This is a genomic window from Citricoccus zhacaiensis (assembly GCF_014645315.1).
Lineage (GTDB): Bacteria > Actinomycetota > Actinomycetes > Actinomycetales > Micrococcaceae > Citricoccus > Citricoccus zhacaiensis.
In genome coordinates, this window is record NZ_BMLQ01000011.1 from 21,391 (window position 1) to 34,237 (window position 12,847).

Below are 12,847 nucleotides of genomic sequence, written 5' to 3' on the forward strand. Positions count from 1 at the left end.
TCTCGACGCAACGGCCCACCGGTCCTCCCTTCGCGCGGATCACCCTAGACCTTGAGTGGCTTGGCCGTGGCCCGGCGCTCATTGCGGGCGGCGAAGCGTTGCTGCAGGAGGACGGCCACCACGATGATGAGGCCCTTGGCCAGCGCCTGGACGGACGTGTCCATGTTGTTCTGCGTGAACACGTTGGTCAGGGTGCTGAAGATCAGCACGCCGAGCACGGTGCCCATGATGGTGCCGCGGCCGCCGATGAGTAGGGTGCCGCCCACCACCACGGCGGCGATCGCGTCCAGCTCGTAGAGCAGGCCGTGCGTGGAGGTGCCGGCCGTCGTGCGGCCCATCATCATGAGCCCGGCGATGCCGGCCGCGAGCCCGGCCAGGACGTAGAGGTAGACGAGGTGACGCTTGACCTTGACGCCGGCCAGGCGAGACGCCTCGAGGTTGCCGCCGATCGCGACGGTGCGGCGGCCGAACGTGGTGCGGTTGAGCAGGAACCAACCGGCCGCGGCCACGAGGGCGAAGATCCAGACCAGCACCGGGACGCCGAGGAAGTCGGCGCGCATGAAGTCCAGGAAATCGCCGTTGTTCACGATCAGCGTCCTGCGCCCGGAGATGAGCTCGGCGAGTCCACGCGCGGCCACCAGCATGGCGAGGGTGGCGATGAAGGCCACCACGTTTCCGTAGGCGATGATCACACCGTTCACGAGTCCGGCGATCCCGCCCACGAGGAGCGCCACGAGCACCATCACCAGCCACGTGGACTGCGTGGCGGCCAGCTGGACGCTGGCCAGGCTGGCCACCACCGTGGTCAGGCCCATGACCGAGCCGACGGACAGGTCGATGCCGCCGGCCGTGATCACGAAGGTGATGCCGATGCTGATCACGCCGATGATCGAGGCATGGCGCAGGATGGTGAGGATGTTCTCGACCGCCAGGAACCTCTCTCCGCTGGTGATCAGGCCGATGGCGACGAGCGCGGCCAAGGCGATGACCAGTCCCAGGCTGCGGGCACCGGAGCCGTGGAGGAGGTTCCGCCCGGGGGTCCTGCCGCCGGGGGCGATGTGGCTGGAGGCCGGGGCCGGGTGCCGCTCGGCGACGGGTGTCTTCTGCTCGCTCACGCGGAACTTCCCTCCATGACGAGGTCGAGCACTCCGTGCTCGTCGATGTCGTTGGCGTCGGATTGGGCCAGGACGCGACCGTCGTCGATGACGAGCACGCGGTCAGCCAGACCGAGGACTTCCTCGATCTCACTGGAGATGACGATGATGGCGGTGCCGGCCGCGGCGAGCCGCCGGATGAGCGTGTAGATCTCCGCGCGGGCGCCCACGTCCACGCCACGGGTCGGCTCGTCCAACAGGAGCACCGGGGTGCCGTGCACCAGCCACCGGGCCAGGAGGATCTTCTGCTGGTTGCCACCGGAGAGCGTCCGTGCCGGACGGTCGGGATCGGCCGGGCGCAGCTCCAGGGCGTCGATCTGCTCCCGTGCCGCCTGGCGTTCGGCCGACTCGTCGAGCAGGCCTGCGCGCGCGAAGCGCCCGAAGGTGGAGAGGGTCACGTTCCGGTAGAGCGACTCGTCCAGGATGAGCCCCTGGCTCTTGCGCTCCTCGGGGGACAGGCCGATGCCGGCGCCCACGGCCGCACTGACCGAGCCGGGCGTGAGCCTCCGGCCGTTCACACTGACGCGTCCTGCGGTCGCCTTCCGCGCGCCGTAGATGGTCTCGATGATCTCCGAGCGCTGTGAACCGACCAGTCCGGCGAGACCGAGGATCTCGCCCGCGCGGACCGTGAAGCTGACCGGCTCGAAGTGCCCTTCCAGCCCCAGGCCGTCCACCTCGAGCGCCACGGGGGCATCGGCCGCGACGGGCGTCCGCGCCGGGAACACGTTCGCGACCTCGCGGCCCGTCATGAGCCTGATCAGCTCCGCTTTCGGGGTCTCGGTGACATGGAGGCCGTTCGCGGTGCTGCGTCCGTCCTTGATGACGGAGATGCGGTCCCCGATCTGGCGGATCTCCTCCAGGCGGTGCGAGATGTAGACGACGGCGATGCCCCGGGCCGTGAGCTCGCGGATCACCCGGAACAGGTTCTGGACCTCGCCGGAGTCCAGGATGGCACTGGGCTCATCCATGATGATCAGCTTGGTGTCCCGCGAGAGCGCGCGGGCCATGCTGACGATCTGCTGGTTCGCGGCGGAGAGCGAGCCGACCTCCCGCGACGGGGAGAGGCTGCCGTGGCCGAGCCGATGCAGGAGGGACCGCGCGGCCGCGTTCGTCCTCTTCACGTGCAACACGCCCCCGGTCGACCGCTCGTGGCCCAGGAAGATGTTCTCGGCGATGGTCAGCCCGCCGACCACGTCGAGCTCCTGGTACATCGTGGCGATGCCCAGTTCCAGCGCTGCGGCGGGGCTATCGAGCTCGACGGCACGGCCCTCCCAGAGGATCTCGCCCTCATCCGGTCGATGTACGCCGGAGAGCGTCTTGATGAGGGTGGACTTGCCGGCCCCATTCTGGCCCATGACGCAGTGGACCTCCCCGGCGCGCACGTCGAGGTCGACTCCTTTGAGCGCCTGGACGGCGGCGAAGCGCTTGGAGAGTCCGCGCACCTCCATCAGCGGCGACGCTTGATCATGTTCCGACATGTGACGAAGCTAACACATTACGTCGATCATCGGTACAAGGGCGTCGATTTCTTCCCTGGTTCTGTTATTGTGACTCACGTCACGTCGATGAGCCGTCTCTTGGAAGCAGGCTCCCTCGACGGAGACGCACCCACTCATCGAGGAGACAGACATGCTCGCAGTTCCTACCGGACGGTCAATGCTCGTCACCACCGGCGCCCTCCTGGCGGTCGGTGCACTCGTCACCGGCTGCTCATCCGGATCAGCCGGTGACAGCACCCAGCCCACCAATGCCTCGGTGGAGGGCAACACCGAGGAGGGCGAGACCGTGGTCGTGGGCTTCTCGGGCCCCGCGGCGGACCACGGCTGGCTCGGGGCCATCAACGCCGCCGCCACCGCCGAGGCGGACCAATACGGGGACATCGATTTCCGCGTGGCCGAGGGCACCAACGACGCCAACCTGCAGATCAGCCAGGTCGAGCAGTTCATCAACGACGGCGTGGATGCCATCGTCCTGCTCCCCACCGACGGTGCCGCCCTCACGGCCGTCGCCACCAAGGCCATGGAAGCCGGGATCCCGGTGGTCAACGTGGACCGCGAGTTCTCCAGCCCGGCAGCGGCCCGCACCACCATCCTCGGGGACAACTACGGCATGGGCCAGAGCGCCGGCAACTACATCTGCGAGCAGATGAGTGACACGCCGGATGCCGTCGTCGCGGAGGTCGCCGGTGTCGACTCCCTGCCGCTGACCCAGGACCGCAGCCAGGGCTTCGCCGACGCTCTGGAGTCCTGCGGCCTCGACGTGGACAACCGCGTCGCCGCAGACTTCACGGTCCAGGGTGGCGAGGCCGCCACGTCCCAGCTGCTCGCAGCCGCCCCGGAGATCGATGCCCTCTGGAACCATGACGATGACCAGGGCATCGGCGTCCTGTCCGCCATCGACAATGCCGGCCGTGACGAGTTCATCATGGTCGGCGGCGGCGGCTCCGCCAACGCCATGCGGGAGATCCAGTCCGGAGAGAGTGTCCTTGAGGCCACGGTGATCTACCCGTCCACCCAGGCGGCCGACGGCGTCCGGCTGGCACGGCTGATCGCCCAGGACAAGGCCATGAGCGACCTGGTGGAGGTGGAGGTCCCCAAGCGGATCGTCCTGAACGCCCCGGTGGTCACCAGCGAGAACGTTGAAGAGTACCTCCCCACCGCGTTCGAGTCGTAGAGCCATCCGCTGCGGGGCGAGGCGTTCCCCGGTGGAACACCCCGCCCCGCCTGCCTCCATCAACGAACCGTCAACCAGCCGTCATCCAGCCGCCATCGAGCCGATGCCCCCTGCAGGAGAAACCATGCCCCACCCCGCACCGCCCCTGAGGATCGCCCTGATCGGGCACGGCTTCATGGGAGCCGCCCATTCGCAGGGTTGGCGGGTGGCTCCCCGGTTCTTCGATCTGTCCGCCCGTCCGGAGATGACGTTGCTGGTGGGTCGCCACGCCGCCGGCGTCGAGGCCGCCGCCGCCCGGTGGGGGTGGGCGGAGACCGCCACGGACTGGCGCGCCGCCGTCGAGCGGGAGGACATCGACGTGGTGGACATCGTGACCCCCGGCGGCTCGCACGCCGAGATGGCCATCGCCGCACTGGAAGCCGGCAAGCACGTGTTGTGCGAGAAGCCACTGGCGAACACCCTCGAGGAGGCCGCGGCGATGGCCGCGGCCGCGGAACGGACCGGGGCGAATGTCTTCGCCATGGTCGGGTTCACCTACCGCCGGGTGCCGGCCGCGGCCTTCGCCCGTGACCTCGTCCGCTCGGGTGCGATCGGCGAGGTCCGCCAGGTCCGTGCCGCCTACCTGCAGGACTGGCTGTACGACGCCGAGGCACCCCTGACCTGGCGGCTCCAGCAGGAGCATGCCGGCTCCGGCGCGCTCGGTGACCTGGGCGCCCATGCTGTCGATCTGTCCCAGTTCATCACTGGCCAGAAGGTGGCCGGCGTGAGCGGCATCCTGAACACGTTCGTCGAGGAACGGCCACTCCCGGACTCGGCGTCAGAGCGCGGCCAGGTGTCCGTGGACGACGCCGCGCTGTTCACCGCCCGTTTCGACGGCGGCGCCATCGGCTCCTTCGAGGCCACCCGCATGGCCACCGGACGCAAGAACTCCCTGCGCATCGAGGTCTCCGGATCCCTCGGCGCGATCGCGTTCGACCTGGAGAACTACAACTCGTTGGGCTTCTACGACGCGACCGCCCCCAGCACCCGCCAGGGCTTCACCGACATCATGGTCACCGAGCCCGAGCACCCCTACATGTCCGCCTGGTGGCCCACCGGCCACGCCCTCGGCTATGAGCACGGCTTCGTGCACCAGGCCCGGGACTTCATCGAAGCCATCACCGCGTGCAGGCAGCCCGAGCCCTCCTTCGCCGACGGCTACCAGGTGCAGCGCGTCCTCGACGGCATCCAGCACAGCGCGGAGCACGGCAGCGCCTGGACAGCGACCGGCTAGCAGCGGCGCCGCAGCACCGAGCCGCAGCACCGATGCCGCACCGCAGAACACCGAACCGAAGGAGCAACCGGATGGCACGCAACTACACCCTGTTCACCGGCCAATGGGTCGACCTGCCCCTCGAAGACGTCGCCCGCCTCGCGGCCGGGTGGGGCTACGACGGATTGGAGATCGCGGTCTCCGGCGGGCACCTCGACGCCTGGCGCTGGGACGATGACGACTACATCGCCGAGCGCCTCGGCATCCTGGAGCGGTATGGGTTGAGCGTCTGGGCCATCTCGAACCATCTGACGGGCCAGGCGGTCTGCGACGATCCGATCGACTTCCGCCACCAGGCGATCGTCGGCGGCCGGGTGTGGGGCGACGGCGACCCGGAGGGTGTCCGCCAGCGGGCGGCCGAGGAGCTCAAGAACACCGCACGGCTGGCACGGCGTCTGGGAGTGGACACCGTCGTCGGATTCACCGGGTCCTCGATCTGGCAGTACGTGACCCTGTTCCCGCCCGTGCCAGGGGAGGTCATCGAGGCGGGCTATCGGGACTTCGCCGACCGGTGGAACCCCATCCTGGACGTCTTCGACGAGTGCGGGGTGCGCTTCGCTCATGAGGTGCATCCGACCGAGATCGCCTACGACCACTGGTCCACGGTCAAGACGCTGGAGGCCGTGGATCACCGCGAGGCGTTCGGTCTGAACTGGGATCCGAGCCACATGATGTGGCAGGGGATCGATCCGGTGGCGTTCATCTCCGACTTCGCCGACCGGATTTACCACGTGGACTGCAAGGACACGCGGATGCGGATGGGCGGAGGCCGCAACGGCGTGCTCGGCTCACATCTGCCGTGGGGCGACCCACGGCGCGGCTGGGACTTCGTCTCGGTGGGACGAGGTGATGTGCCGTGGGAGGATGCGTTCCGCTCGCTGGTGGCGATCGGCTACGACGGCCCGATCTCGATCGAATGGGAGGACGCCGGGATGGACCGGCTGCACGGTGCACCGGAGGCCCTCGCAGTGCTGAGGAAGCTGGACTTCCCGGCACCGTCCGCGTCCTTCGACGCGGCGTTCGAGCAACGCCGACCGTCCGGCTCCTGACCCGGATCCCCCAGATCACGACCGCGCTACCCGTCGAGAAACGCCGAAAGAATCGACAGTTGGCGCGGCCGTGATCCCTGGTTGGGAGTCAGCCGATCCGCAGCACCGGCTTGATGGTCTCGCCGGAGGCGGAGTCGGCGAAGGCTTGGTCCACCTGGTCGAAGTCGTAGTACCGGACCAGCTCGTCGAACGGGAACCGACCCTGCTGGTAGAGCGCAATCAGGGCGGGGATCAGGTCCTGCGAGGTGCCGGAGCCGCCCAGGGTGCCCACCACGCGCTTGCCCCACAGAGTCCGCTGGTGATCCAGGCTGAACCGGGCCTCGGCCGGCGCCCCACCGATCAGGATCAGCGTGCCGAGCATCCCGACTGCCTCGGCGGCCTCCTCGATCACCGCCACCACCCCGGTGCAGTCCACGGCATAGTCCGCGGGGCCGCCACAGATCTCCAGAATCCGCTCCAGCGCGTTCTCCCGCCCGGAGTTGATGACGTGGGTGGCGCCGTACCGCGTCGCCAGGTCCAGGCGGGAATCGTGCAGGTCAATGGCGATGATCGTGGTGGCCGGGGTGTTGCGGGCCGCCATGATCGCCGCGAGTCCCACCGCCCCCGCACCGTAGATGACCACGGACTCCCCGGCGGCGGGACGGGCGGTGTTCAGGATGGCACCCGCACCGGTGGTGATGCCGCAGGCCAGCACGCCCACCAACTCCAGCGGGACCTCCGGGTCCACGGTCACGAGGGAGTTGGCGTTGGCCAGCGCATAGGTCGCGAAGGAGGACTGGCCGAAGAAGTGCCCGGACAGCGTGGAGCCGTCCGCACGGGTATATGCGGAGGTTCCGGCCTGGGGGCCGATGAACCGCTGTCCGCTGGCCACGGCCGGACCGAGCAGGTCGCAGTAGCGGTGCTCGCCACGGCGGCAGTTCCGGCATTGGCCGCAGTAGGGCCAGCCCATGATGACGTGGTCACCCACCGCTACCGAGTCCACACCTTCGCCGACGGCCTCCACCACCCCCGAGCCCTCGTGGCCGAGCACGCCGGGCAGCGGCAGGGGCATGTCCCCGGCCTGGGTGATGGCGTCCGTGTGGCACACCCCGGAGGCCACCACCCGCACCAGGACCTCACCGGGGCCCGGCTGCTCGAGTTCGAGCTCCTCCAGGACGAAGGGGGCGTTCTTCTCTGCGACAACCAGTGCTTCGATCTTCACGGTGGCCTCCTAAGCCATGATCAGGACGGGCTGATACCCGTCCGGGCGTTTCCGGTAGATCCGGGCCGGACGGCCCAGTCCGTTGCCACCCGGCGGCACGGCCCGCTCCTCCAGTGCCTCGAGGAGCGGCTCCATGGTCCGCCGGAAGGTGTCCTTCTGATGGACGGTTCCCGCCACGGCATCATGGGCCTGGCGAAGCTGGGTCATGGTGAATTGGGAGTCCAGCAGGTTCCACGGGTCCGGGGCCTGGCCGTACTCCCAGCGCACCATCTTCACGGCCCACGCGATGATCTCGTCATGACTGAAGGGAAGGCCGTGCACCTCGGACACCGGCCGCAGTTGGCCGTGGCCGTGCTCCAGCCCCAGCGTCAACTCGGACAACGGCAGCACGTCCAGGTGGGTGACGGTGAGGACCCAGCCACGTTCGTCCCGCCCGGGATCGTCGAAGACATGGAGCTGTCTTGGCGAGCGGCCCTGGATGTGCATCCGCGTGTCCAGGCACCGCAGCACCGCGTCACCCAGCCGCTCGCGTTCACGCAGCATGGTGCCCGGCAGCATCCACTCCCCCGCATGGCTGCCCTGGTCCCGCCTCCGCAGGACCACGTTCAGTTCCCCGTCGGCCACGGTCAGGAGTACGACGTCGGCCGCCACGGACGGGCGGGGATAGGCCAGCAGGTCATCGCGTTCCGGGGACATGCCTCCCAATCTATCCAGCCCGGGGGCCGGGCCCGCGTCAGGCGAAGAGAGCGGCAGCGTCACGGACGAACTCCTCGCCCGTGCGGAAGGTGGTGTCCCAGATCTTCAGCGCATCGGCCACCGGTTCCTGCATGACGGCACGGCTGAACCCCTCCACGCCGAACCTCCCGGCATAACCCAGGGCCTCGACCTCCTCCAGGATCCGGGGCAGGTCCAGGGAACCCGTGGAGAGCAGCCCGCGGGAGGACTGCCCGAACTCCAGGTACCCCAGGTGCGGCAGGGCGTGGGCGACCGCCCCGAGCAGATCCGTCTCCTCGATGGCCATGTGGAAGGTGTCCAGGTGGATCCTCAGGTTCCTCGACCCGGAGAGCTCCACGAACCGCACGGCCTGGGACGCCGTGTTCAGCACGGAGGTCTCGTACCGGTTGACCACCTCGAAGGTCATCAGGATCCCGGCGGCGGCGGCCTCATCAGCCACGTCACCCACCAGCTGCGCCGTGTTGGCGAGTGCTCCCTCCGCGGGCCGAGCCGTGGTGTCACCGTGGACGCCGTAGGGCACCCCGTTGAGCTGGTCCCCACCCATCCGCCCCGTCATGTCCACGAACCGGCGCAGCTGCTCGAACCCGCGCCGGCGCACGGTCGGCTCGTCAGACATGACGTTCGCCTCGGGGGACTGGACGGCCATCGTGATGGGGGCCAGGCCGGCGTCGTGAATCCGCTGTCCGAGGGACTCGATCCCGCGACTGGACGGATCCAGCGGCCCGAGCACCACCCGCCGGTAGCCGGCATCCCGGAGCACGGGCAGGGACGCGGCGAACTCCATGCTGAAGGGGTCCGTGGTGAAGGCCGCGCTCTGGCAGGCCAGGTCCACCCGCACCCTGGAATCCTGTAGCGGTTCGGCGGCTGAGGCGGGCAGCGACATCTCAGAACTCCGGCAGCTCGAAGCGGTGCTTGAACACCGAGTAGCCGTCATCCACGTTCACCACGGTGCCGTTCATGGCGTTGGACTCCTCGGAGAACAGGAAGGCCACCACGTTGGCGATCTCCTCCGGCTCGGTCATGACGTTGCGCAGCTGCTCGGAGGCGAAGAGGTCCCGCAGGTGCTGGGGGAACTGCTGGATGATCGCGGTGTTCGCGCGCCCCGGGGTGATCGCCAGCACCCGGGTACCGTGCTCGGCCAGTTCGTAGGCGGCCGAGCGGGTGAAGGAGATGACGGCGGCCTTGGCGGCACTGTAGGTGAAGGACAATTCAGCAGCTTGCTCGCCGTAGATGGAGGACGTGTTGACGATGACCCCGCCACCGCCCTGCTTCACGAATTGCCGTGCGGCGGCCAGGATGCCGTAGTACACGCCGTCCTGGTCGATCCGGATCATCGGGTGATAATCCCGTTCGGGATCGTGGTCCAGCAGCGGCTTGCCGCCGGCGATGCCCGCGTTGTTGAAGATGCCGTCCAGTCGTCCGAAGGCGTCCACGGCGGACTGCACGGCCCGCTCGACGGCGGCGAAGTCCGAGACGTCGACGGCCACCGCATGCGCTGTCCCGCCGGCTGCGGCGACCTCATCGGCCACCGCCTTGGCGCCGTCGAGGTTCAGGTCTGCCACGATCACCGTGGCGCCCTTCTCGGCGCAGCGGCGCACGGTGGCGCGGCCGATGCCGCTCGCTCCGCCGGTGATGAGCAGGACTTTGTCCGTCAGGGTGGTCATGGAAGCTCCTTGGGTCGAAGGGGAAATCGGTCAGAACATGCCGTGGGAGAGGGCCAGCGCCCCGCCGTCCACAGCCAGGACTGCCCCGGTCACGAACGAGTTGCCGGGGGCCACGAGGAAGAGCATCGGAGCCTGGATCTCTGCCATGGTGCCCATCCGAGCCAGCGGGATGGTCTCCTCCCACATCCGTTCACCGGCCTCGTCCAGCACGGCGTCTCCGCCGATCCGGGTGCCCTTGAAGGGGCCGGGGGCAATGACGTTGACGCGGATCCCGCGGGGTGCGAGTTCCAGGGCGGCCTGCCGGGCAAGGTTGATGATCCCGGCCTTGGTGGCGCCGTAGGCGTAGGAGACCATCGGGTCGGTGCGCAGCCCGGCGGTGGAGGAGGTCACCAGGATCCGGCCGTGGTCCGGCAGGACGCGGGCGGCGGCGCGGACGGTCTCGAAGGTGCCGTTGAGGTTGGTGGCCACCACGTCCCGCCACTCCTCGTCCGTGTACCGGCCGATGGCCCCGTCCTCCGTGCGGTAGCTGCCGCCGCCGGCGATGCCGGCATTGGCCACCACCACCGTCGGGCAGCCCACCTCGGCCACGATCCGCTCCAGCACCTCGTCGACGGCGCCCGGCGCCGCCAGGTCGACGGCGTAGGCGTGGGCCTTGCCTCCGGTGGCGGCGATCGCGTCCCTGACCTCGTCCAGCCGGCGCTGATCCCGGCCGAGGACGACGACGGTCGCGCCGGCGTCGGCGTAGATCTCGGCCGCGGCGCGGCCGATGCCGCTCGAGGCCCCGGTGACCACGACGATGTCGTCGCGCATCGAGAACAGGTCCAGCAGCCGGTCGGTTCCGTGGGCGGGTCGGGCATGCTCAGTGGTGGACGTCATGGATACGGGCCTCTCTCTCATCGTTCTCCGGGGGTGGGGGCGTGGCCGGCCGGCGGCGGTGCAACTGCCGCCGGGTCAGACACGCCCCCGGGGTCACATGGACGGGGTGAAGTCGGCCGCATTGTTGCGGTCGATCAGCTCACCCTCGACCTCGACGAAGTTCTCCTCGGGCAGGGTGCCGTCAGCCCGGTAGGCCTCGATGTCCTCGACCACGACGTCGACGACGGAGAACCAGTCCTGGTGGACGGAGGCGTAGAACGGGCCGTCCTTCTTGATCTCCTCGACGGCCACGCCGAGCGCGTCCACGCCGGTCACGTAGATGTCATCCCGGCCGGCTTCGTTGATGGCCTGGGCGGCGCCCAGTGCGGCGTGGTCCCAGCCGACCCAGACCCCGTCCAAGCCTTCCGGATTGGCCTGCAGGAAGTCGGTGACGAACTTCAGCGCCTCCTCCTGGGAGGTGCCCGGGTTCAGGGCCTGCTTCATCTCACCGCCGGCGATGATGGCCCCGGCCTCCTCGAGCATGTCGTAGGCGAGGTTGCTGCGGGTCATGATGCCGATGTGGGGATCGTGGCCGATCACCATGACGTCCTTGCCCTCGAGGCCGCCCATGGCTTCCTCGAGCGCGCCCACGGTGAGTGAAGCGAGCTGGTCCTGGTCGAAGGTGACGTCCTCCACGAAGTCCTCGTTGGGTTCCACCCCGCCATCGATGGAGAAGATGGGGATGTCCGCGGACTCGGCGGCGTTGACGAGCGGGGCGATCTGGCGTGGATCGGGGAAGCCCGCCAGGATGACGTCTGCCCCCTGGGTGATGGCGGACTGCATGTCCGAGTTGATCTTGTCGTAGTCAAAGTCGGAGGTGTAGAGGGTGACGTCCCAGCCCTTGGCCTTGCCCTCCTCCACGAACTTGTCCAGGGTCAGTTTGCCGCCAGGCGTCGCGTAGCCGGCGGTGAAGGCGGCGACCTTGAAGGTGCCGTCATCGCCGGAGCCTCCGGAGGTTCCACCTGCTTCGGAGCCGGTGCCAGGGCCGGAGCAGCCGGTCAGGCCGAGCATGGCGGCCGCAGCGAGGCCGGTGATGATCTTCAGTCGAGTGCGCATGGGTTTCTCCCGAGGTAGGGCACACCGTGGTGTGGGGATAGAGGGTGACAGGGGGTGATGGAGATGACTACTGACGGGCGTCACGCCCGGCGTGATTTGAAGGAGGAGAGCAGCACGGCGGCGACGATGATGATGCCGGTCAGCACCTGTTGCACGTAGGTGTTGACGCCCACGATGTTCAGGCCGTTCTGCAGGACGCCGATGATGCCAACGCCTACGAGGGTCCCGCCAAGGTTGGCCTGGCCGGAGTTGGAGAGCGTCATGCCCAGGAAGACCGCTGCCACGGCCAGCATCATGTAGTCGTTGGCGCTGGTGGCGCTGGCGCTGGACAGTCGGCTGACCAGGACGATCCCACCCATCCCGGAGACCAGGCCGGCCAGGGCGAAGGCCCAGAACACATTGCCGCGCACGCTGACGCCGGACAACCGGGCGACGTCAGCATTGCCGCCGACGGCGTACCAGCGGCGGCCGACCGTGGTGTACTTCAACACGATCCAGATGACCAGGGCGACGACCACGGCGATGACCACGGGCATGGGCAGGCCGGCGATGCGGGATTGGCCAACCCAGTAGAAGACCTCCGGCATGCCGTACAGCGTGGTACCGTCCGTGACGATGAAGGCGAGACCGCCGACGGTGGTCAGGGTTGCCAGGGTGGCCACGATGGCCGAGATGTTCAGGAAGGCCACCAGGAAGCCGTTGATCATGCCCACTCCCAGGCCGACCAGCAGCCCCAGGATGATGGCGACGGGGACCGGGAGGCCGGACAGCATGAAAGCCGAGGCGCTGGCTCCGGAGAGGGTGGCCGTGGTGCCGACAGAGAGGTCGAAATGCCCGGTGACCATGACGATCGTCTGGGCTCCCGCGATGATGGTCAGGATGGCGACCTGGGCCAGGATGTTCGTCAGGTTCCCCAGGCTGAGGAATCCACTGGGGCTCATGATGCCGAAGATGACGATCAGCCCCACGAGGGCGATGATGGTGCCGCTCTGGAGCACCATCTGAGAGAGGGACTTGCGCTCGTCACGGGCTTCGTCGGGCCGATCTTGGGGCAACGGCGCTGCCGAGACGGTTTCGGTGGTTGCCAT

At 68.6% G+C, this 12,847-nt stretch carries 12 protein-coding genes; 3 read left to right on the top strand and 9 right to left on the bottom strand.

What is annotated here, in order from left to right:
• Positions 1-44: 44 nt before the first annotated feature.
• Positions 45-1,115, bottom strand: a complete 1,071-nt coding sequence (locus tag IEX49_RS15080; RefSeq protein WP_188806928.1) for an ABC transporter permease — start codon at positions 1,113-1,115, stop codon at positions 45-47.
• On the bottom strand, positions 1,112-2,632 hold the full coding sequence (locus IEX49_RS15085) for a sugar ABC transporter ATP-binding protein (protein ID WP_188806929.1): 1,521 nt from the start codon (positions 2,630-2,632) through the stop codon (positions 1,112-1,114). The genes IEX49_RS15080 and IEX49_RS15085 overlap by 4 nt, the downstream gene beginning before the upstream one ends.
• A gap of 151 nt (positions 2,633-2,783) precedes the next feature.
• Here IEX49_RS15085 and IEX49_RS15090 point away from each other — a divergent pair, with 151 nt between their 5' ends.
• The 3 genes from IEX49_RS15090 (at position 2,784) to IEX49_RS15100 (ending at position 6,188) form a co-directional block, all read left to right on the top strand.
• Positions 2,784-3,827 (top strand): substrate-binding domain-containing protein, encoded by a 1,044-nt coding sequence (locus IEX49_RS15090; RefSeq protein WP_188806930.1) that lies wholly within the window; start codon positions 2,784-2,786, stop codon positions 3,825-3,827.
• Positions 3,828-3,951: 124 nt separating this feature from the next.
• Complete coding sequence (locus tag IEX49_RS15095; protein ID WP_188806931.1) at positions 3,952-5,100, top strand: Gfo/Idh/MocA family protein; 1,149 nt, start codon at positions 3,952-3,954, stop codon at positions 5,098-5,100.
• A gap of 71 nt (positions 5,101-5,171) precedes the next feature.
• The gene (locus tag IEX49_RS15100; RefSeq protein ID WP_188806932.1) at positions 5,172-6,188 is read left to right on the top strand and encodes a sugar phosphate isomerase/epimerase family protein; all 1,017 of its coding nucleotides are present in this window, start codon (positions 5,172-5,174) and stop codon (positions 6,186-6,188) included.
• An 88-nt stretch (positions 6,189-6,276) separates the two neighbouring features.
• Here IEX49_RS15100 and IEX49_RS15105 read toward each other — a convergent pair whose 3' ends face one another.
• The 7 genes from IEX49_RS15105 to IEX49_RS15135 all read right to left on the bottom strand — a co-directional run bounded on the left by IEX49_RS15105 (position 6,277) and on the right by IEX49_RS15135 (position 12,847).
• Positions 6,277-7,389: an NAD(P)-dependent alcohol dehydrogenase gene (locus tag IEX49_RS15105; RefSeq protein WP_188806933.1), complete on the bottom strand. Its 1,113-nt coding sequence runs from the start codon at positions 7,387-7,389 to the stop codon at positions 6,277-6,279.
• Positions 7,390-7,398: 9 nt separating this feature from the next.
• Complete coding sequence (locus IEX49_RS15110) at positions 7,399-8,085, bottom strand: NrtR DNA-binding winged helix domain-containing protein (protein ID WP_188806934.1); 687 nt, start codon at positions 8,083-8,085, stop codon at positions 7,399-7,401.
• Positions 8,086-8,122: 37 nt separating this feature from the next.
• A complete protein-coding gene (locus IEX49_RS15115; protein WP_188806935.1) occupies positions 8,123-9,007 on the bottom strand; it encodes a sugar phosphate isomerase/epimerase family protein in 885 nt (294 codons plus the stop codon).
• A gap of 1 nt (position 9,008) precedes the next feature.
• Positions 9,009-9,788, bottom strand: a complete 780-nt coding sequence (locus tag IEX49_RS15120) for an SDR family NAD(P)-dependent oxidoreductase (protein WP_188806936.1) — start codon at positions 9,786-9,788, stop codon at positions 9,009-9,011.
• Between the two features lie 30 nt (positions 9,789-9,818).
• A complete protein-coding gene (locus tag IEX49_RS15125; RefSeq protein ID WP_188806937.1) occupies positions 9,819-10,664 on the bottom strand; it encodes an SDR family NAD(P)-dependent oxidoreductase in 846 nt (281 codons plus the stop codon).
• Between the two features lie 93 nt (positions 10,665-10,757).
• Positions 10,758-11,759 carry a sugar ABC transporter substrate-binding protein gene (locus tag IEX49_RS15130; RefSeq protein ID WP_188806938.1) on the bottom strand — a complete coding sequence of 334 codons (1,002 nt, stop codon included), beginning with the start codon at positions 11,757-11,759 and terminating at the stop codon, positions 10,758-10,760.
• 80 nt (positions 11,760-11,839) lie between these two features.
• Complete coding sequence (locus IEX49_RS15135) at positions 11,840-12,847, bottom strand: ABC transporter permease (RefSeq protein WP_188806939.1); 1,008 nt, start codon at positions 12,845-12,847, stop codon at positions 11,840-11,842.

Bases quoted from the DNA above. Each gene is read 5' to 3' on its own strand.
- IEX49_RS15135 (WP_188806939.1), bottom strand. From the start codon at position 12,847: ATGGCAACCACCGAAACCGTCTCGGCAGCGCCGTTGCCCCAAGATCGG.
- IEX49_RS15125 (WP_188806937.1), bottom strand. From the start codon at position 10,664: ATGACGTCCACCACTGAGCATGCCCGACCCGCCCACGGAACCGACCGG.
- IEX49_RS15095 (WP_188806931.1), top strand. From the start codon at position 3,952: ATGCCCCACCCCGCACCGCCCCTGAGGATCGCCCTGATCGGGCACGGC.
- IEX49_RS15115 (WP_188806935.1), bottom strand. From the start codon at position 9,007: ATGTCGCTGCCCGCCTCAGCCGCCGAACCGCTACAGGATTCCAGGGTG.
- IEX49_RS15085 (WP_188806929.1), bottom strand. From the start codon at position 2,632: ATGTCGGAACATGATCAAGCGTCGCCGCTGATGGAGGTGCGCGGACTC.
- IEX49_RS15130 (WP_188806938.1), bottom strand. From the start codon at position 11,759: ATGCGCACTCGACTGAAGATCATCACCGGCCTCGCTGCGGCCGCCATG.
- IEX49_RS15110 (WP_188806934.1), bottom strand. From the start codon at position 8,085: ATGTCCCCGGAACGCGATGACCTGCTGGCCTATCCCCGCCCGTCCGTG.
- IEX49_RS15120 (WP_188806936.1), bottom strand. From the start codon at position 9,788: ATGACCACCCTGACGGACAAAGTCCTGCTCATCACCGGCGGAGCGAGC.
- IEX49_RS15100 (WP_188806932.1), top strand. From the start codon at position 5,172: ATGGCACGCAACTACACCCTGTTCACCGGCCAATGGGTCGACCTGCCC.
- IEX49_RS15090 (WP_188806930.1), top strand. From the start codon at position 2,784: ATGCTCGCAGTTCCTACCGGACGGTCAATGCTCGTCACCACCGGCGCC.